At 48.0% G+C, this 19,395-nt stretch carries 16 protein-coding genes; 12 read left to right on the top strand and 4 right to left on the bottom strand.

Features of this window, described 5'->3' with window-relative positions; all coding sequences use genetic code 11:
• Window positions 1–711 precede the first annotated feature (711 nt).
• The 6 genes from pxpB to pcp all read left to right on the top strand — a co-directional run bounded on the left by pxpB (window position 712) and on the right by pcp (window position 5,919).
• Window positions 712–1,419: a 5-oxoprolinase subunit PxpB gene (pxpB, locus tag NSQ19_RS13350; RefSeq protein WP_017554682.1), complete on the top strand. Its 708-nt coding sequence runs from the start codon at window positions 712–714 to the stop codon at window positions 1,417–1,419.
• Window positions 1,416–2,414, top strand: coding sequence for a 5-oxoprolinase subunit C family protein (locus tag NSQ19_RS13345; protein ID WP_340703008.1), 999 nt, complete (start codon window positions 1,416–1,418; stop codon window positions 2,412–2,414). The genes pxpB and NSQ19_RS13345 overlap by 4 nt, the downstream gene beginning before the upstream one ends.
• Window positions 2,401–3,168 carry a LamB/YcsF family protein gene (locus NSQ19_RS13340; protein ID WP_013860547.1) on the top strand — a complete coding sequence of 256 codons (768 nt, stop codon included), beginning with the start codon at window positions 2,401–2,403 and terminating at the stop codon, window positions 3,166–3,168. The genes NSQ19_RS13345 and NSQ19_RS13340 overlap by 14 nt, the downstream gene beginning before the upstream one ends.
• Before the next feature lie 368 nt (window positions 3,169–3,536).
• Window positions 3,537–4,226 carry a DUF969 domain-containing protein gene (locus NSQ19_RS13335; protein WP_013860546.1) on the top strand — a complete coding sequence of 230 codons (690 nt, stop codon included), beginning with the start codon at window positions 3,537–3,539 and terminating at the stop codon, window positions 4,224–4,226.
• Window positions 4,223–5,176 carry a DUF979 domain-containing protein gene (locus tag NSQ19_RS13330; RefSeq protein ID WP_019721583.1) on the top strand — a complete coding sequence of 318 codons (954 nt, stop codon included), beginning with the start codon at window positions 4,223–4,225 and terminating at the stop codon, window positions 5,174–5,176. Before NSQ19_RS13335 ends, NSQ19_RS13330 begins: the two co-directional genes overlap by 4 nt.
• 95 nt (window positions 5,177–5,271) lie before the next feature.
• Window positions 5,272–5,919, top strand: coding sequence for a pyroglutamyl-peptidase I (gene pcp / locus NSQ19_RS13325; RefSeq protein WP_161655669.1), 648 nt, complete (start codon window positions 5,272–5,274; stop codon window positions 5,917–5,919).
• A 274-nt stretch (window positions 5,920–6,193) separates the two neighbouring features.
• Here pcp and NSQ19_RS13320 read toward each other — a convergent pair whose 3' ends face one another.
• The 3 genes from NSQ19_RS13320 to deoD form a co-directional block, all read right to left on the bottom strand.
• Window positions 6,194–7,516, bottom strand: a complete 1,323-nt coding sequence (locus tag NSQ19_RS13320; protein WP_340703007.1) for an NCS2 family permease — start codon at window positions 7,514–7,516, stop codon at window positions 6,194–6,196.
• A gap of 327 nt (window positions 7,517–7,843) precedes the next feature.
• Complete coding sequence (locus NSQ19_RS13315; RefSeq protein ID WP_340703006.1) at window positions 7,844–9,043, bottom strand: NupC/NupG family nucleoside CNT transporter; 1,200 nt, start codon at window positions 9,041–9,043, stop codon at window positions 7,844–7,846.
• Between the two features lie 307 nt (window positions 9,044–9,350).
• On the bottom strand, window positions 9,351–10,052 hold the full coding sequence (deoD, locus tag NSQ19_RS13310; protein WP_013860540.1) for a purine-nucleoside phosphorylase: 702 nt from the start codon (window positions 10,050–10,052) through the stop codon (window positions 9,351–9,353).
• Window positions 10,053–10,378: 326 nt separating this feature from the next.
• Between deoD and NSQ19_RS13305 the strand changes: the two genes are divergently transcribed.
• The 6 genes from NSQ19_RS13305 (at window position 10,379) to metE (ending at window position 18,061) form a co-directional block, all read left to right on the top strand.
• Window positions 10,379–11,332, top strand: coding sequence for a sugar-binding transcriptional regulator (locus tag NSQ19_RS13305; protein ID WP_340703005.1), 954 nt, complete (start codon window positions 10,379–10,381; stop codon window positions 11,330–11,332).
• Window positions 11,333–11,785: 453 nt separating this feature from the next.
• Entirely contained in the window at window positions 11,786–12,979 is a 1,194-nt protein-coding gene (locus NSQ19_RS13300) for a phosphopentomutase (RefSeq protein ID WP_017554393.1), read from the top strand.
• 18 nt (window positions 12,980–12,997) lie between these two features.
• Window positions 12,998–14,299, top strand: a complete 1,302-nt coding sequence (locus NSQ19_RS13295) for a pyrimidine-nucleoside phosphorylase (protein ID WP_340703004.1) — start codon at window positions 12,998–13,000, stop codon at window positions 14,297–14,299.
• Window positions 14,300–14,325: 26 nt separating this feature from the next.
• Window positions 14,326–14,973: a deoxyribose-phosphate aldolase gene (gene deoC, locus NSQ19_RS13290; RefSeq protein WP_340703003.1), complete on the top strand. Its 648-nt coding sequence runs from the start codon at window positions 14,326–14,328 to the stop codon at window positions 14,971–14,973.
• Window positions 14,974–15,043: 70 nt separating this feature from the next.
• Window positions 15,044–15,436, top strand: coding sequence for a cytidine deaminase (locus tag NSQ19_RS13285; RefSeq protein WP_013860534.1), 393 nt, complete (start codon window positions 15,044–15,046; stop codon window positions 15,434–15,436).
• Window positions 15,437–15,763: 327 nt separating this feature from the next.
• Window positions 15,764–18,061, top strand: a complete 2,298-nt coding sequence (gene metE, locus NSQ19_RS13280; RefSeq protein ID WP_340703002.1) for a 5-methyltetrahydropteroyltriglutamate--homocysteine S-methyltransferase — start codon at window positions 15,764–15,766, stop codon at window positions 18,059–18,061.
• A 253-nt stretch (window positions 18,062–18,314) separates the two neighbouring features.
• On the opposite strand, the gene guaC is transcribed toward metE, so the two are convergent.
• Window positions 18,315–19,298, bottom strand: coding sequence for a GMP reductase (guaC, locus tag NSQ19_RS13275; RefSeq protein WP_061574654.1), 984 nt, complete (start codon window positions 19,296–19,298; stop codon window positions 18,315–18,317).
• Between the last annotated feature and the right edge of the window lie 97 nt (window positions 19,299–19,395).

Here is a 19,395-nt window from a genome sequence, read left to right as displayed (position 1 = left end):
AAATAACAGAAGCTCTTCTTCGAATATGTCCATGCCGCATTTTCCACCTGGCATGGTGGGGGTGCCCGGCGCAGAACCGTGCTGCAAAGAGTGCAGCACCGGCAAAGGGATGAAAATCAGCCGACGCAATTTTTTAATATAGGTGCCCATGCTTCAGGGGGTGCGGCACCCAGCGAGAAAGATTACCAAGCACACTTTTTCAGCAGCCCCCTTGCGTTTCTAACGCAGCGCCATCGAAGAACATTACAAAGTCAGAACAAGCATTCGGTCCGATGGTTTACCATGGGGGAAACGTGCACATGCGCAATCGTTGCCTTATCCCTTAATGCCGGTGTATACTTTGAAATATAAATGTTTACAAAGTGAATAATTTAAATATAGAAATACTTTCCAAAGTTATCACAAAATATTATTCTCATGGCTGTCAAAACGCCTGCTATCAGCACGGCTTTTCCATCCGCAAGCTTCCCGCAACCGGTTTGCCGGGAGACAGATTTTTTAAAAAACAATCTTGAAACCGGATACGGTTGCGCTGCTTAAACAAAGGGTTCGAAAAACGTTAAAGCAGCCAACTGCTACTTCTTTCTTGCAGCAAATCAAAACGAAATGCTGTGGCATTACCGGCTGGGTTTTTTCAGTGACAAAATAGAAAACATTTGTTATTATATGATAATAATCTTTTTAAATGAATACAAGGATGGAGGCGTCTATATGGATTTTCAATTGTTTCCGGAAGGCGACGGCGCAATCCTGATTGAAGCAGGGAAAGAAATCAGCCTTGCAAACCACAGGAAAATCCGGGCGATCGTTTCATTAATCGAAAAAGCGGCGCCTGCGTGGATGATTGAATATATTCCCGCCTACACAACAGTCACCGTTCTGTATGACCCTTTCAAAGTTTATGCAAAATTTGGCGAATATCCCTACAGATATGTATCCCGCTATTTCACCCGGCTTCTTGAAAAAGCGCAGCCTACATTTATCCCGGAACCGCGCACAGTCGATATCCCGGTATGCTACGGCGGCAAATTCGGGCCGGATCTCGAAAATGTTGCCCGCATCAACGGCCTTACGCCTGAAGAAGTGATCCGCATCCATGCTTCCGGCGACTACACCGTATACATGATCGGATTTGCACCAGGTTTTCCTTATATCGGCGGCATGCCTGAAAAAATCGCAGCGCCAAGGAAAAAAACGCCGAGGCTCAAAATACCGGAAAGATCGGTCGGAATCGCCGGGAAACAAACCGGGATTTATCCGATCGAAACACCCGGAGGCTGGCAAATCATCGGCCGGACCCCTGTCAAACTGTTCCGGCCGGACCGGGATGGGCCAAGCCTCCTGCAAGCGGGCGACAAAATCCGCTTCCGGCCGGTGAGCCTTGAAGAATACCAGGAACTGGAGAAGATGCCGTCATGATTAAAATCATCAAACCGGGCATGCTGACAACGGTGCAGGATCTCGGGCGGCACTACCAAAAATACGGGGTTGTCCAAAGCGGGGCAATGGATGCTTTTGCCCACAGAGTCGCAAACTTGCTTGCCGGCAATCCGGAAAATGAAGCAACACTGGAAATTACGCTCACAGGGCCGGTGCTGGAGTTTCAGAACGATACACTGATTGCCATTTGCGGCAGCGGGTTCCATGCTGTTTTGGACGGGAAACCGGTCGGGCTATGGCGCCCCGTGAAAGTGAAAAGCGGCAGTGAACTCAGACTGAAGCAGGGCGGGACCGGCTGCCGCGTCTATTTGGCAGTGGCCGGCGGGATATCTGTTCCGGAAGTGCTGAAAAGCAAGTCAACTTATTTGCGCGCAAGGATAGGCGGTTTCAACGGCAGGGCGCTCCAGGCGGGCGATGTGCTCGAAACCGGGACTCCCGGGGAAGTCTGCAGGCAACTGGCTGCATCTCTTGAATACCCGCCGGCATGGTCTGTATCGAAAAACATGCTGCCGGATTACAGTCCGTTTCCAACGATCCGGGTCATTCCGGGCCGCCATCACGATTTATTTGCCGCAGAAAGTATTGAAACATTTTTCCATGAACCATACCGCCTTTCGCAAAATTCCGACCGGATGGGGTACCGCCTCGAAGGTCCGAAACTGGCGGTAAAAGCGGCGCAGGAGATGTTATCTGAAAGTGTCAGCTTTGGAACCATCCAGGTGCCGTCCGGCGGGGAGCCGATTGTCCTGTTGGCAGACCGGCAAACGACAGGGGGATATCCGAAAATCGCCCAGGTTGCTTTTGTAGATTTGCCGTTACTCGCCCAGCTGAAGCCGGGTGATAAGCTCAGGTTCAAAAAAATAACGTTGCAGGAAGCACAGTTGCTTTATATAGAAAGAGAAAAACAAATTCGCATGTTGAAGGGAACAATTGCCTATCAGGCGAGAAGGAGGGGCACGCATGCTGAGCGTTGATCTGAACTGTGATATGGGCGAAAGTTTTGGTGCCTATACCATTGGGAGAGATGAAGAAATACTGGATTTGGTCACTTCCGCCAATATTGCGTGCGGTTTTCACGCCGGCGATCCGGCTGTGATGCGGAAAACGGTCCGGATGGCGGCTGAAAAAGGGATTGGGATCGGCGCGCACCCCGGGCTCCCGGATTTGATGGGGTTCGGGCGCCGGAATATGCAAATTTCCCCGCAAGAGGCTTATGATATGACCATCTACCAGGTCGGTGCCCTTGCTGCGTTTGCAAAAGCGGAAGGAAGTACCGTCCGGCATGTAAAACCGCACGGCGCACTTTACAATATGGCAGCCAAAGATGCGAGACTCGCCGAAGCCATTGCGGAGGCGGTTTATGACGTCAGCCCCGGCTTGATTTTATTCGGGCTTGCCGGCTCGGAACTTGTGAAAGCCGGAGAGAAAGCCGGCTTAAAGACGGCGAGCGAAGTTTTTGCCGACCGGACTTATCAACAAGATGGCTCTTTGACACCGCGGCGCGAACCGAATGCCTTGATTGAAGACCGTGAAACGGCGGCAAAACAGGTGATCCGGATGATCAAAGAAGGCGTGGTCACCTCCGTGCAAGGAGAAGATGTCAGCGTCCGTGCGGATACAATCTGTATCCACGGCGACGGCAGACAGGCGCTTGCATTCGCGGAATTTATCCGCCAGTCGCTTGAACGGGAAGGAATCAAGATAGAAAAAATCAGCCATTTGAGCTGAACAGGGTGGCGCCAACTGGAATTCCGGCCGCCACCCTTGGAACGGGAGGAAAGCAGCATAACGGCTTATCCCGAAAAATCGCAGTCTCTCCGCGAAAAACCGGGCCCAATGCTATGACCAATATATTTCCCGAGTCTGCAAGGGTTAAACATTCATAACCTTCCCTCGCAAAGCCGGGCCCAACCAACTGCTGGCAGAAAACAAGCAGCACAACGGCATATGCCCGATTGGTTTAACAAATCACCGCGGAACTGCTGCAGATTGAAATTATACATTTTCCCATCACACGTGAATTCCCCCGCCTTAAAGATTACAGAACAAAAAGTACGGGCGGGGGCTATCTGTATATAGAAAAGGAGTGAACGGGTATGGTATTGATCGGTGTTGCACTGATTATCATTGGATTTGCACTCAAATTTAACCCGCTGGTCGTTGTGACCGTTTCGGGCCTTGTCACCGGATTGATCGCGGGCCTCCCGCTGAAACAACTGATTACGCAATTCGGGGAAGCTTTTACAACAAACCGCTATATGTCCATCTTAATTATTACCTTGCCGGTGATCGGCCTTTTGGAAAGAAGCGGGTTGCAGGAACAGGCGAAACATCTCGTTTCCAAAATCAAAGCAGCAACGGCCGGTAAAATCCTCACGTTTTATCTGCTGATCCGTGAAATTGCCGCAGCACTCGGCCTGAACAGCCTTGGCGGGCACCCGCAGACAGTGCGGCCGCTCATCGCGCCGATGGCTGAAGGGGCGGCGGAAGCAAAATACGGCGATGTTCCGGAAGAAGACAGAGAAGAAATCCGTGCCCAGGCGGCTGCTGCCGATAATATCGGCCTGTTTTTCGGAGAAGATATCTTTGTTGCGGTCGGCGCCATTCTTTTAATGAAAGGATTTTTTGACCAAAACGGCATTAAAGCGGATCCGATTTCGATGGCGCTTTGGGGGTTGCCGACAGCCATATTTGTATTTATCGTCCATTCCATCCGGCTCCGTCTCTTTGACCGGAAACTGGACCGCAAGCTTGGAAAAACCGGAAGCAAGGATGTGGAAAAATGATCATTTCAACTGAGTGGATTTATATCATCATGGGAATCGTTTGCTTTTTCTGCTCTGCCTACACTTTTTTTGATCAGGCAAACAGCAGGCGCATCCCGTCCGGCCTTTTTTACCTGATTTATGCCGTTACACTCTTGTTTGGAAAAGTGATCCCGCCTTTTTACACCGGGTTAATGGTGCTTGCCATGGTGGCAATTGTCGCATTTGGCGGCCTGCAAAAGGGAAGCTACAACGGGGTGAGTGCGGATGAGCGGGAAAAAAGCCGCAAGCGGTTGGGAAACAAGCTTTTTCTGCCGGCAATTCTCATCCCGGTTTTAACCGTATTGGGCTCAAAATTGCTGGCCAATGTAAAAATTGGCTCGCGTCTTTTGCTGGATCCTTCCAATCCGACGCTTGTCGCGCTCGGGGTGGCGTGTATGATTGCCATCCTTACCGCAATGATGCTGACAAAAAGCCGCCCGCAAACCACGTTTAAAGAATCACGGCGCCTTTTGGAAGCAATCGGCTGGGCTGTTGTCCTTCCGCAAATGCTGGCGACGCTCGGTACCATTTTTACAAAAGCAGGGGTCGGTACAGTGGTGTCAGGCCTGATTACAAAAGTGATTCCGGAAAATTCGGTTTTCTGGGTCGTGTTTGTTTTCTGTGTCGGGATGGCACTTTTTACGATGATCATGGGCAATGCGTTCGCCGCTTTTCCGGTGATGGCGGCCGGGATTGCGATTCCGTTTTTGATCGAGCGGTTCGGTGCCAATGCGGACCAGATTGCAGCCCTTTCGATGTTCGCCGGTTACTGTGGCACGCTCATGACCCCGATGGCAGCAAATTTTAATATTGTGCCGGCTGCGCTGCTTGATTTAAAAGATAAAAACCATGTCATCCGTGTACAAGTGCCAACCGCGTTGCTGACACTTGCATTTAACATTGTATTGATGTATCTGTTAGTCAAATAGGAGGCTGGGCCTTACCCTGCTTATATCCATTTGAAATTTGGAGAATACGAGATTAAACGAGAGATCATTGCACTTTATTGAAGGAGGAGAGGAAAATGGAGAAAAAAGTACTCTTAACCGGTTTTGATCCTTTTGGCGGGGATAAAGTAAACCCTGCCCTGGAAGCCATCAAGCAATTGGACGGAAAAAATATGGAAGGCATTCACATTGTCACGCAGCAAGTGCCGACCGTATTTCACGAATCGATCCGGATCGCTGCTGAGGCCATTGAACGCGAAAAGCCCGATGTTGTCATTTGCGTCGGGCAGGCAGGGGGGCGCACGCAAATCACGCCGGAACGTGTGGCGATAAATATCGATGATGCCCGCATCCCGGACAATCAGCATAATCAGCCCATTGACGACCCGATTGCAGCGGACGGCCCCGCGGCTTATTGGTCAACGCTGCCGATTAAAACGATCACGAGGCAGCTGCGGGAGGCGGGAATCCCGGCTGCTGTCTCCAACACAGCAGGCACATTTGTCTGTAACCACCTGTTTTACGGCGTCATGCACCATCTGGCAAAAAACAACATATCGGCCCGCGCAGGTTTTATCCATGTGCCTTATATTCCGGAACAAACAACCGAAACAGGCGCTCCAAGCATGTCCCTTGAAACGATCGTCAAAGCGCTTGAAATTGCTGTTTCCGTCTCCGCCACGACCGAAAAAGATCTGGTGGAAACAGGCGGAGCCCTGCACTAAGACGGGGCGAACGGATGAAGGGCAAAACGGCATGGGCTGCAGTCAGAAATGTTTTCAACAGGGGTGTCTGGGCAGGGCAATGATCGTCAGCGTGCAACAAACGGAGAAAAATTGTAGCAAATCAAACAGTGTCCCGCTGCCAGCCGGCTTGCGGGACACTGTTTGATTTTCCAGGAATTTTCCTATCCGAAATGTTCTCCCGCGGCATCGCGGCGCCTCAAAAAAACCCGCCTGGAAAGTTCATTTCCTGACGGGTTTTTCGCTTTTCTTCCTATTATAATAAAGCACTGCAGATCAAGTTGATCAGAAATAAAGCCCCTAATAAAATCATTACAGGGTGCAATGTTTTTGCCTTCCCTTCCAGGATTTTCAGAACGGGCCAAGCTACAAAACCAAAAGAAAGGCCGGTGGAAATACTGGACGTAAAAGGAATCAGCACGATGATCAAAAATGCCGGAAACCAGCTGCTGAAATCATCGAAATGAAGGTCTTTTAACTGCTGCATCATGATTGCGCCGGTAATGAAGATAATCGGCGCAATGGCAGCCTGCGGAATATAACCCAACAGCGGCGTAAAGAAAAGCGATAAGGCAAACAGAATGCCGGCTGTTACCGCCATGATCCCCGTTCTGCCGCCGCTTTCGATTCCGGCCGCGCTTTCTGCAGCGGCAACGGTCGGGCTTGTGCCCAATATACCCGAAATCAAGCTTGTCGCAGCACTCCCTTCGAAAGTCCGTTTGAAATTCCTTTTATCAGGGAGGATTCCTTCCAGCATGCCCATCGATTCAAAAATAAGGATCATCGACATGGAAAAGACTGCAAGCAAAAACGGGAGAGAAAGCAGGTGTGAGAAATCCCCTTTCCCAACAATCGCGCCATAGCCCGTAAAATTGGATAAGGACACATGCGCGGATTCGCTGCCGCGGATGCCAAACAGGATGCCGGTAATAGCTGTCACTGCAATGCCGATCAAAAATCCGCCGTTAACTTTTTTGATAAAAAGCATCAAGTTGACAAAAAGGCCGAACAAGAAAAGAAGGACATTCGGATTGGTGAGAGAGGCGAGTTCGATTAATGAAGCTTTCCCCGGCTGGATCAAAGATGCCTTTTCCAGCCCGATTTCAACAAGAAACAACCCGATTCCGACTGTAATGCCGGTTTTCAAGGAAGCCGGGATGGCCGCCGATAACACTGTGCCCAGTTTTGTAAAAGCCACAAGCATATACAGCACACTGGCCAGCATGGAAATCGCAAGCGCTTGTTGCCATGGCAATCCCATATTGACCACAATCGTATACGTAAAAAAGGCATTGACTCCCATTCCGGGCGTCAGGATGATGGGTGCATTTGCCCAAAACCCCATAATCAGGCAGCCAGCCACGGAAGATAAAATGGTGGCAAATACACTCAAGTTGACGGGAATCCCGGCATCCGCCAAAATCATCGGATTCACAATGATGATATACGAAATGGCAAAAAAACCGGTTATTCCGGCTGTGATTTCCCTTTTTACAATGGATTTATCAGAAAAGGCCTGCCATAAGGATGGCCGGCCGGAAGACAGCGTGCGATCATGATAGAGCTGGTGATGAGACATTTTGATTCATTCCCTTTTTATTTGTATGTTCTATTGGCAACCGCCCTGTTTAGAACGGGATGTTTGCTACACCTCCCGCCGGCATGAACAGACAGAAACCGTTTTTTCAAACAGCAGAAAGATGAAAAGCCAGCAACAAGTCGGAAAACGAGCGGCTCCTTCGACACCTCTTCACCATCTGTCCAGGTATCAGATAGAGAAGGAGACCTCATCTAAAGAGCCGTACACCCCATCCGCGAACAGGAAGGGTGCACGGATTTTTTTATATTTATTCTTCCGGAACGAATCTCCCTGTTTTCAGGGGAAATTTTACACATGATCATCCTATCACCATACAAACAAACCGACAAAGCCGGCGCTCATGAGTGAGACAAGGATACCGGAAAGGATTAAATAGCCTGCATTTTTCGAAATATGGTTGACGGTGGCCTTGTCCGACAAATCTTTAAACGCACCGATCACCATCCCCAGCGTCGAGAAGTTCGCAAAAGAAATCAGGAACGTGCAAAGGACGGCGCGGAAATGTGGTGCGAACGTATTGACTTTTGGCGCAATTTCACCCATTACGACAAATTCATTGGTAACCAGCTTTGTCCCCATATATTGTGCCATATGGAAAGCCTGGTCTGCCGGCAGCCCGAGCAAAAAGCTGAACGGGAACAAGATGATGCCCAAAATCGATTCCAGTGTCAGCCAAGGGGCTATGAGCATCAGAAGTTTGTCAATCAATGCGGCAAGTGCGACAAAAGCGATAACAGAAGCGGCAATGATCAAAATCAATTTGCCCGCTGCCAGAATGGAGTCGCCAAGGAAAGAAAAGAAAGGTTCTTTTTCTTCTCTTTTGACTTCCACCACTTTATCTTCATCCGGATCTATCTTTACAGGGTTCAGGATGTTGACCACAATAATGGTGTTGATAATATTGAGCGGAATTGCAGAGAGCACAAACTGTCCCGGCACCATTTGTGTATAGGCCCCGACAATAGCCGCGGTAATGCAGCTCATCGACATCATCGCCAGCGTTAAATTCCGCTCCGAGCTGTTCTTTTTAATTTGCAGGCTGGAAACCGCCAACGCTTCCGTATTGCCCAGAAACATCATTTCAACAGAGAAAAACGACTCGAATTTCGGCTGGCCGGTAATTTTGGACAAAATCCATCCGAGTTTGTCGATAATCCAAGGCAATACATTGAAATAAGTTAAAATGTCAAATAAAGGAACGACGAGCAGGATCGGAAGCAACGCACTGACGAAAAAGTCCATTTGCTTGACATGCACCCAGCTGGAAAATGCAAACCCGATGCCGTCGTAAGCCGTCTGCACGAGCCAGTTAAAACCGTATGCTGCCCCATGCACCATGGCGCGCCCTACCGGAAAACGGATTAAAAACCAGGCCAGGAAAATATTGAGGATAACCATCACGGAAATGGATTTCCAATGAATATTCTTTCTATCCTTTGACAATAAATAAGCGACGCCAATAAATACCAAAATGCCAACGATGTTGAGAAGCAAATATCCGAACATGGCACAGACCTTCTTTCCATTAAGATAAACAAAACATTTATGAAGCTTTCAGCATGTCCCTTGTACGCTTCCGGTTACATCTGAAACTTCAAATGTTTTCGGAAAAAAATCATACAAAAACATGGTGGCTGTGTTCTGTTTCACAAAGTGAATATAACACTGAATTGAACAATTATAAACGCAAACATAAAATTATTTTCAAAGATTAAATTTTCAGTTTACAGGAAAGGGAAGAAAAACCAGGAAGGGCAATAGATTCCGGGAAAAAGAAGAGCCGGCCGATAAACCGGCCGGCAACATTTTTTGCTTACTTTACAGCAGCATCTAAAGCAACGCGGATCATGTCATTGAATGTAGTCTGGCGTTCTTCGGCCGTTGTCGCTTCCCCTGTTAACAGGTGGTCGCTGACCGTTAAAATTGCCAGTGCTTTTCTGCCATATTTGGCTGCCAGCGTGTAAAGGGCTGCAGTTTCCATTTCTACGGCCAAAATGCCGTATTGTGCCCATTTTTCGTGGTCAGCGTAGTCATCATAGAATAAATCTGCACTGAACACATTGCCGGCTTTCAAATTCAATCCTTTTTCCACGCCGCTTTCGTATGCGCTTTTCAGCAAGTCAAAATTTGCCAGCGGTGCGTAATCCATTGCACCGAAAATTTTCCGGTTGATTTGGGAGTCGGTCGATGCCCCCATGGCTAGAATGACATCGCGGATTTTGACATCTTTTTGAATGCCGCCGCATGTCCCGACACGAATTAAATTTTGCACACCGTAATCCTTCATCAGTTCCGTGATATAAATCGAAATGGAAGGAATGCCCATGCCTGTGCCTTGGACCGATACTTTTTTGCCTTTATACGTTCCCGTAAATCCGAACATATTTCTCACTTCGTTATAGCATACCGCGTTCTCAAGGAAATTTTCCGCAATATACTTCGCCCTGAGCGGGTCTCCCGGCAACAGGATCGTGTCAGCAATCTCGCCTTGTTTTGCGCCAATATGTGTGCTCATTTTATGATGCTCCTTTACTGAAATTGTCATCCGTAAAAATGGCCGGATGCAGCATGCCTGAATTGTTGAAAAAGGTGAAAAGATAGTCAAACCAAGATGCATCTTGAATTCTAGTGCCAATATAACACGCCCGAAAAATTTTGTAAACGCGGACATGAAAATAATTTCACAAACCCGATTGCCAAATGAAAAGAAGAATGGTTAAAATAAAGGCAGAAAGGGCTGCTGCATGTTTGCATGCCAAGCCATGCTGCCGCGCTGCACGAATTTCCAAAAAAATTTTACACAAAGCGCCATTTTCGTGTCAGGCCGGGGAGGGGAACCTGATGAAGAAAGAAATGGAGAAAAGCAAGTTAAGCATTGAAGTGGCAGAGCTCTATTATCAATTGAACTACAGCCAGCAAGAGATATCTGAACATTTGAAAATATCACGCCCGACGGTTTCCAGATTGCTGCAATACGCGAGAGAAAAAGGATATGTGCAAATTAAAATTGCGGACCCTTTCGTGGATTTGCAGCAACTCGAGCAGCAGCTGGCCGAAAAATACCGCCTGAAAGAGGCGTGTGTCGCGTTTTCACCTGCATCAGATCCGGCAACCATTCTGCATTATGTGAGCATCCGGGCGGCCGAATATTTAAGCGGGTTGATCCGAAACGGTATGAGTATCGGCATCAGCTGGGGATCGACCATCTATGAGGTCGCGGCAAAACTTCCGAAAATGCATGTAAAAGGGGCAGAAGTGGTACAGTTAAAAGGCGGGACGAGTTTCTCGCATGTAAACACGTACGCATGGGAAACGTTAATGCTTTTCGGCAATGCCCTGCAGACGCTCCCTGTCTATTTTCCGTTGCCGCTGTTGTTTGAAAAGGCGGAAGCCATGGAAATCGTCATGCAAGATCAATCCATCAAAAAAATTATAGAGAAAGGCAGGGAAGCCCAGGCAGCCATTTTTACGGTCGGGGCTGCAGATGAAGAGGCCTTGCTGTTTAAGCTCGGTTATTTTACCGAAGCAGAAAAAGAAAAACTGATGGAAAAAGCGGTCGGGGATGTGTGCTCACGGTTTATAGACCGAAACGGAAAGATATGCGACACGTCGATTGACAGGCGGACGGTGAGCATTGAACTTGCGGAACTGCGCAAAAAAGAATGGTCCATCCTCATTGCGGGCGGCAGGCGGAAAGTCCTTCCTGCCCATACGGCACTTACAGCCGGCTATGCAAATGTATTGATTACCGATCAACATACCGCCAAACAATTGCTGGGCATGGAACAGGGATAAAGTAGGGGTTCCGATAAAAGAAGAAAACAGGCATGCGGTTTCCTGCATTGTGATAGCCAAGCAACATAGCGCAATACAAATGCCGGGATAAAAGGTCCGCGGAAAACGGGTGTGCTGATTGGCTGGATTTTCCGGATTGCCGGCTTGCAATAAAGCCAATCCTGAATGGACGCAACGCGCGAAAAAACAGGCGCCCCCAATATCGCTGTGTCCCAGATATTGACAAAGAAAAAACAGAGGGCTATGATGGGGGCGAAAGGAAGCGATTACAGCAGGTAAAAATATTTACCGCGTTTTCCGGGTCTTCCTTGCTGCCTGCCGGCCAACCGTTTTTTCAGGTAAACCTTTCAATGTGGCTGTCATTCTGTTTTCACAACGGGGTGCCTGAGCAGTACCAGCAAATGAGGCAAGTGAGTTTTCAAACCATGTTTTGGCATAAAGGAGAGAACAATGATGGCAGAAAAATTTAAAAGAGTATCGATTATTGTACTGGATTCGGTCGGAATTGGAGAAGCGCCCGATGCAGAAAAGTACGGCGATGAAGGGTGCGACACACTCGGCCATATTGCCGAAAAAATGAACGGGCTCAACGTCCCGAATATGGCAGCGATGGGATTGTCCAATATCCGTCCAGAAAATCCGCTCGTTGGGGTGCCGGTTCAGGAGCATCCGAAAGCTTTCTTCACCAAAATGCAGGAAATTTCTGCAGGGAAAGACAGTATGGACGGCCACTGGGAAATGATGGGCCTTCCTGTCACAAGCCCGCTGCACACGTTTCCGGAAGGTTTCCCGGATGAATTGATAAAAAAAATCGAGGATTTTAGCGGCCGCAAAGTGCTTTGGAACAAACCGGCAAGCGGCACGGAAATCATTAAGCAGTTCGGTGAAAGGCAAATGGAGACAGGGGAGCTGATTGTGTATACTTCCGGGGATTCTGTTCTCCAGATTGCGGCCCATGAAGAAATCATCCCGCTTGAAGAATTGTACAAAATCTGCGAATATGCGCGGGGGCTGACGATTGATGAGCCTTACCGGATCGGGCGCGTCATTGCAAGGCCGTATGTCGGAACGTCCGCCGATAATTTTACAAGAACATCCAACCGGAAAGATTTTACGCTGGAACCAACGGAAGAAACTGTGATGGATTTTATCAAAGACAGCGGGCTGGATTCCATCGCCATCGGCAAAATCAACGACATATTCAGCGGTCACGGGATTACAAAAGGATTCCACACGGAAAGCAATATGGACGGCATGGATAAATTAGTAGACGAACTGAAAAAACCGTTCCACGGCCTCTGTTTTACAAACCTTGTCGACTTTGACGCGAAATACGGCCACCGCCGTGATCCGATCCGTTACGGACAAGCGATTGAAGCGTTTGACAAACGGCTGGATGAAGTGCTGCCGGAACTGTCGGAAGAAGATTTACTGATTATTACAGCTGACCACGGAAACGACCCGGCGTTTAAAGGAACGGACCATACACGGGAATTCGTGCCGCTGCTTGTCTACTCCCCGCGTTTTAAAGAAGGCCGCGCCCTTCCTGTAAGGCAGACGTTTGCCGATCTCGGCGCAACGGTCGCAGAGAACTTCGGTGTCCGTGCGCCCAAAATCGGGACCAGCTTTTTGAACGAACTACGCTGAAAAGAAAGGTGACGAGCCATGCGGATGATCGATATTATTGAGAAAAAACGGAACGGCAAAGAACTGGCAACAGAAGAAATCAACTTTTTTGTGAAGGGGTATACAGAAGGCACCATTCCCGATTATCAGGCAAGCGCCCTGGCTATGGCCATCTATTTCCAGGATATGTCAGACCGTGAAATCGCGGATCTGACCATGGCGATGGTCCATTCCGGGGAAACGCTTGATCTGTCCGCCATCCACGGCATCAAAGTGGACAAACATTCAACCGGCGGTGTCGGTGACACAACAACGCTTGTCCTGGCCCCTCTTGTCGCAGCACTCGGCGTCCCGGTAGCGAAAATGTCGGGCCGGGGCTTGGGGCACACAGGCGGTACCATTGACAAACTGGAATCCATTCAAGGGTTTCATGTTGAAATTACGACAGACCAGTTTATTGATTTGGTGAACCGGGAAAAAGTCGCGATTATCGGACAAACCGCCGACCTGGCCCCCGCTGATAAAAAGTTGTACGCACTCAGGGATGTCACTGCGACGGTGGACTCCATTCCGCTGATTGCAAGTTCAATCATGAGCAAAAAAATTGCTGCGGGTGCAGATGCCATTGTTTTAGATGTCACAACAGGCGCCGGCGCTTTTATGAAAAATGAAGAAGATGCCATCCGCCTCGCTGAAACAATGGTCCGGATCGGCAACCATGTCGGCCGCAAAACCATGGCCGTGATTTCCGATATGTCCCAGCCGCTCGGATATGCCATCGGGAATGCCCTCGAGGTAAAAGAAGCCATCGATACGCTAAAAGGAGAAGGCCCTGACGATTTAACGGAACTGGTGCTTGCGCTCGGCAGCCAGATGGTGGTGCTTGCCGGAAAAGCAACGACATTGGAAGAAGCAAGGAAGATGCTGAAAGAAGCCATCGCGAATGGCGCCGGTCTTGAAAAGTTTAAAAAATTTGTCGCCAACCAGGGCGGGGATCCTTCTGTGATTGACCATCCGGAAAAACTGCCGCAAGCGAATTATGCGATCGATCTCCCGGCAAAAACTTCCGGGTACGTTTCCAAAATGGTTGCAGACCAGATCGGGGTTGCGGCAATGATGCTGGGGGCAGGACGCGCCACGAAAGAAGATAAAATTGATTTTGCAGTCGGAATCGTTTTGCGGAAAAAAGTCGGGGATCGGGTAGAAGCCGGGGAACCGCTCGCCACGATTTATGCAAACCGGGAAGCAGTCGAAGAAGTAAAGGAAAAAATATACGACAATATCACCATCTCCGATCACGGCGAGGAACCAAAACTGATCCATAAAATCATTACAGAATAATCGATCCTATTGAAAGGGGAAATTTTATGACGAACCTTGCAGCGTATATTGATCATACCTTATTAAAACCGGAAGCAACCGAAAAAGACATTTTAAAATTAACAGCAGAAGCTGCACAATACCATTTTGCATCTGTCTGCATTCATCCTTACTGGGTGAAATTGGCTGCCAAAGAGCTGGCTGGAACAGATGTGAAAGTCTGCACCGTCATCGGCTTCCCGCTTGGCGCCACAACGGCTGAGACAAAAGCCTTTGAAACGAAAAAAGCAATCGAGGACGGTGCGGATGAAATAGATATGGTCATCAATATCGGCGCATTGAAAAGCGGCAATACAGAAGCCGTGGAAGCGGATATCCGTGCGGTCGTGGAAGCGGCACAAGGAAAATTGGTCAAGGTCATTATTGAGACCTGCTTATTGACAAACGAAGAAAAAGAATTGGCTTGCAGGCTGTCTGTCAAGGCTGGCGCCCATTTTGTCAAAACGTCAACCGGATTTTCAACAGGGGGTGCCACGGTAGAGGATGTAAAACTCATGCGGCAAACAGTCGGGGACAAAGCCGGCGTCAAAGCTTCGGGCGGAATCCATACAAAAGCAGAAGCGGAAGCCATGATTGAAGCCGGCGCGACAAGAATCGGGGCCAGCTCTGGCGTGAAAATTGTGAGCGAATCGTAAGCGGGGGTTCGCCCGTTTTGGCTGTCGGGCCGGTGCAAATCTTAAGCGATTAAGAAAGGGAGTGCGAGACATGGATGTTGAAAAATGGGTCAAAGATGCCATTGAAATCCGGAAAGCCGCCTATGTTCCTTATTCCCACTTTGAGGTCGGTGCCTGCCTTGTTACAAAAAGCGGGAAGGAATATTTAGGATGCAATATTGAAAATGCATCATACGGATTATCCAACTGTGCGGAAAGAACGGCTATTTTTAAAGCTGTATCCGAAGGGGAAAGGGAATTTCAATACATGGTCATCGCCGGCGATACGGATGAACCCATTGTGCCATGCGGGGCATGCCGCCAAGTGATGAGCGAATTTTGCGGGAAAGATATGCCGGTCCTGCTTGTCAACACAAAAGGCGACAGGCGGCTAACCACTGTCGGAGAACTCCTCCCCGGCGCATTTTCCAAAGACGATATGTAAGCCAAAAACAGGCAGCAAACATGTTTGCTGCCTGTTTTTGTGCGGCGATATGCGGGACCAGCATGCACTTATATGCAGCGGATTCCTGCAATTATTTGGAATGCATAAAGATAATTCGTACGGTTTTACCGTTTAAAATGGCATTTCGAACGATTTTCCCTCGAAAATAATCACCAACGTATTCGCCGAATCCAATTTTTCCTTGCATTCAGGCACCAGCCTGTATACAATAAGAAACATAACTTCAGTATTTTTCATAACTTCGGTATTTTTTCATAACTTCGCGGCAGAACCCCTTATACAGGGTCACGAACAAGGAGGAGAACGATGTCAAAAGTAAAAAGTTCCAACTTAGGTTACCCCAGAATTGGAGAAAAAAGGGAGTGGAAACAGGCGCTCGAGCAATTTTGGTCAAAAAAGCTTTCTGAAGAAGCGTTTTTAAAACGGGTAAAGGAATTGCGCTTGAGTTATTTGGAAAAGCAAAAAAATAGCGGGATCGATCTGATTCCTATCGGTGATTTTAGCTTATATGACCATATTCTCGATACTTCAGTTCTTTTCGGCCTTATCCCTGAACGGTTTCACCATCAAAACGGCGCTGTCAGCTTAGATACATATTTTAGTATAGCCCGCGGCAATTCTGACGCGGTTGCTTCCGAGATGACAAAATGGTTTAATACTAATTACCATTACATCGTCCCGGAAATAAACGCCGGCACTCAACCTTATATTACTGAAAATCGTTTGCTCAATCTTTATCTTGAAGCGAAGCAAGAGCTGGATATTGACGGAAAGCCGGTTATTGTGGGCCCCGTTACCTTGTTAAAACTATCAAAAGGGTTTGAAAAGAAGGACTTCCCGAATCTTTTGCGCTCCCTTATCCCGCTTTATATCGAAGTCTTTGCTGATCTTCAAAGAGCGGGAGCAACATGGATTCAAGTCGATGAACCCATTCTTTCGACAACGCTTGACAAGGAAGAGCTTGGCTGCTTTAAAGAAACGTACGAAGCTTTTCATCAAGCTGTTCCCAATTTGAATATTTTACTTCAAACGTACTTTGAATCTATTGATCATTATCAGGACGTAACAGCCCTCCCTGTCCAAGGGATTGGCCTTGATTTTGTATATGATGGCGGCGCAAATCTTGAATCACTTAAAAAATACGGTTTTCCGGAAGATAAAGTGCTTGCCGCCGGAATGGTAGATGGCCGAAATATTTGGCGCACCGATCTGGATGAAGCATTACATCAAGTAAATGATCTCCTCCATTTTGTGGATCAGGAACGGCTTTGGATTCAGCCATCCTGCAGTTTACAGCATGTTCCCGTCACGGTCCGCCAAGAAAACGAGCTGGAGCCTGTTTTAAAAAATGCGATCAGCTTTGCAGATGAAAAACTGAAAGAAGTCGTGGCACTTGTAAAAGGCGTGAATGAAGGGCGCGATGCCATTCTTGAAGAAATAAAAGAAAGCAAAGAAGCGATACAGGCATTAAACCGCTCATCACATCGAAACATTGATTCGGTTAAAGCGGAAATTCAATCGCTTGGAAATAGCATGCCAGCACGTCCGTTGCCATTTTCCAAGCGGCAGGCCATACAAGAAAAGAAGTGGCAACTGCCGCTTCTGCCGACGACAACCATTGGCAGCCTGCCGCAAACCAAAGAGATCCGCTCAGCCAGGCAAAAATGGCGCAAGGGTGAATGGACGGAAAGCCAGTATGCGCAATTCATTCAGCAAAATATCGCAAAATGGATTAAAATTCAGGAAGACCTCGGCATCGATGTGCTCGTCCATGGTGAATTCGAACGGAATGACATGGTCGAATACTTTGGCGAAAAACTTCGTGGCTTCGCTTTTACCCGTTTTGCCTGGGTTCAATCCTATGGTTCCAGATGTGTCAAGCCGCCGATTATTTTTGGCGATGTGGACCTGGAATCGCCAATGACCGTAAAAGAAAGCACCTATGCCCAAAGTCTGACAACCCGGCCGGTCAAAGGCATGCTCACCGGCCCTGTTACGATTTATAATTGGTCATTCGTTCGAAATGATATTCGCCCATTTGATGTCATCAATCAAATTGCGCTTGCCCTGAAAAAAGAAATTCAGGCCCTTGAGGAAAATGAGATTCGGATGATCCAAGTAGATGAACCGGCTATTCGCGAAGGGTTGCCATTAAAAGAGGAGAAAAAAGAAAAGTATCTTCATGATGCTGTTTATGCTTTCCGTTTGGCAACCAGCTATGTGGAGAATAGCACCCAAATCCATACACATATGTGCTATTCGGAATTTGATGAAATCATTGATGCCATCGACCAACTGGATGCTGATGTGATCTCAATCGAGGCTGCCAGAAGCCATGGGGAAATCATTTCCACTTTTGAAGACCATCAGTACGATAAAGGGATCGGCCTCGGTGTCTATGACATTCATAGCCCCAGAATACCAAGTGTCGAGGAAATCAAGACGAGCATTGAACGTGCGCTTCGCGTGATTGACCCTAAATTATTCTGGATCAATCCTGACTGCGGCCTGAAGACAAGAAAACCGGAAGAAACGATTCCTGCGCTTAAAAATCTTGTCCAAGCGACGAAAGAAGTCAGGGAAAAACATTTACAGCTCAAGTAAAAGCGAAAGGATATGGGCTTCAATCGGGCTCATATCCTTTTTTAACGCCTTCGTGAGGAAACCGTGCCTTTATAATGCCCCCGGGAATGGCGATATTTGTGGCCATTAACTGCCGAAGCCGAATATTTGTGCCGCACCCAATTTTTGTCTCTCTGAAACGAGCTAGCAAGCAACCCTATAATGAAGGAATTTGAGGTTTGCACAAAAAGAGTCCCTTATGACATTCATATGATGGGTTCAACTGTGGCGGGCGTTAATATACCCGGTCCCCGTTAAAAATGGAGCTTTTCACGATGACATAGTCCACTTTCCGGATGTCCGCCAGTTTGTTGCCGCCGGCATAGGAAATGGCAGATTGCAAGTCTTCTTCCATTTCTTTCAGCGTATCCTGAAGCGGGCCCCTGTATTCCACGTACATTTTTTTTCCTTCGACGTTTTTGCGTTCCCCTTTTTGAAACTCCGATGCCGAACCGAAATACTCTTTGTAAAGTTTTCCGTCCATTTCAACCGTTTCACCCGGGGATTCTTCGTGCCCGGCGAAAAGGGAGCCGATCATCACCATTGTCGCCCCGAACCGGACCGATTTGGCGATATCGCCGTGCGTGCGGATCCCGCCGTCCGCAATAATCGGCTTGCTTGCCGCCTTTGCACACCAGCGCAATGCCGCCAGTTGCCAGCCCCCTGTTCCGAACCCGGTTTTAATTTTTGTAATGCATACTTTCCCCGGCCCGATCCCGACTTTTGTGGCGTCTGCCCCGGCATGTTCCAGTTCCCGGACAGCTTCGGGCGTGCCGACATTTCCGGCAATGACAAAGGTTTCCGGCAAATGCTTTTTGATGTGATGGATCATATCAATCACGGCATTCGAATGGCCATGTGCAATGTCAATTGTTATATACTCCGGCTCCAGGTTTCTTGTAGCCAGCTCTTCAATAAATGCATATTCTTCCGGCTTGACGCCTGTGCTGATAGAAGCATAAAGCCCGCGTTCCTTCATCTCCTTTACAAACGAAAGCCGCTTTTCCGGCTGAAAACGGTGCATAATGTAAAAATATCCGTTTTCCGCAAGGTAGACTGCGATTTTTTCATCTATAATTGTTTGCATATTAGCCGGCACAACAGGCAACTTGAATTTCCGCCCGCCCAATTCCACACTCGTATCACATTCCGACCGGCTGTTTACAATGCATTTTTCCGGAATCAGCTGAATATCTTCATAATCAAACACTGTATCCATGGTCTTACACCCCTAAAAACGAATATTATTTGAATATAACTCAATAAACGTTCGTACATTGGTACTTTACCTGATTTTTTTACAATTGTCAAAGGTT

It is taken from the genome of Weizmannia sp. FSL W8-1119 (assembly GCF_038008605.1).
Classification (GTDB): domain Bacteria; phylum Bacillota; class Bacilli; order Bacillales; family Bacillaceae_C; genus Weizmannia; species Weizmannia coagulans.
This window is presented reverse-complemented; position numbering and strand designations above follow the sequence as displayed.

Coding starts and splice junctions, on each gene's coding strand:
- pxpB (WP_017554682.1), top strand. CDS start 712: ATGGATTTTCAATTGTTTCCGGAAGGCGACGGCGCAATCCTGATTGAA.
- NSQ19_RS13345 (WP_340703008.1), top strand. CDS start 1,416: ATGATTAAAATCATCAAACCGGGCATGCTGACAACGGTGCAGGATCTC.
- NSQ19_RS13340 (WP_013860547.1), top strand. CDS start 2,401: ATGCTGAGCGTTGATCTGAACTGTGATATGGGCGAAAGTTTTGGTGCC.
- NSQ19_RS13335 (WP_013860546.1), top strand. CDS start 3,537: ATGGTATTGATCGGTGTTGCACTGATTATCATTGGATTTGCACTCAAA.
- NSQ19_RS13330 (WP_019721583.1), top strand. CDS start 4,223: ATGATCATTTCAACTGAGTGGATTTATATCATCATGGGAATCGTTTGC.
- pcp (WP_161655669.1), top strand. CDS start 5,272: ATGGAGAAAAAAGTACTCTTAACCGGTTTTGATCCTTTTGGCGGGGAT.
- NSQ19_RS13320 (WP_340703007.1), bottom strand. CDS start 7,516: ATGTCTCATCACCAGCTCTATCATGATCGCACGCTGTCTTCCGGCCGG.
- NSQ19_RS13315 (WP_340703006.1), bottom strand. CDS start 9,043: ATGTTCGGATATTTGCTTCTCAACATCGTTGGCATTTTGGTATTTATT.
- deoD (WP_013860540.1), bottom strand. CDS start 10,052: ATGAGCACACATATTGGCGCAAAACAAGGCGAGATTGCTGACACGATC.
- NSQ19_RS13305 (WP_340703005.1), top strand. CDS start 10,379: ATGAAGAAAGAAATGGAGAAAAGCAAGTTAAGCATTGAAGTGGCAGAG.
- NSQ19_RS13300 (WP_017554393.1), top strand. CDS start 11,786: ATGGCAGAAAAATTTAAAAGAGTATCGATTATTGTACTGGATTCGGTC.
- NSQ19_RS13295 (WP_340703004.1), top strand. CDS start 12,998: ATGCGGATGATCGATATTATTGAGAAAAAACGGAACGGCAAAGAACTG.
- deoC (WP_340703003.1), top strand. CDS start 14,326: ATGACGAACCTTGCAGCGTATATTGATCATACCTTATTAAAACCGGAA.
- NSQ19_RS13285 (WP_013860534.1), top strand. CDS start 15,044: ATGGATGTTGAAAAATGGGTCAAAGATGCCATTGAAATCCGGAAAGCC.
- metE (WP_340703002.1), top strand. CDS start 15,764: ATGTCAAAAGTAAAAAGTTCCAACTTAGGTTACCCCAGAATTGGAGAA.
- guaC (WP_061574654.1), bottom strand. CDS start 19,298: ATGGATACAGTGTTTGATTATGAAGATATTCAGCTGATTCCGGAAAAA.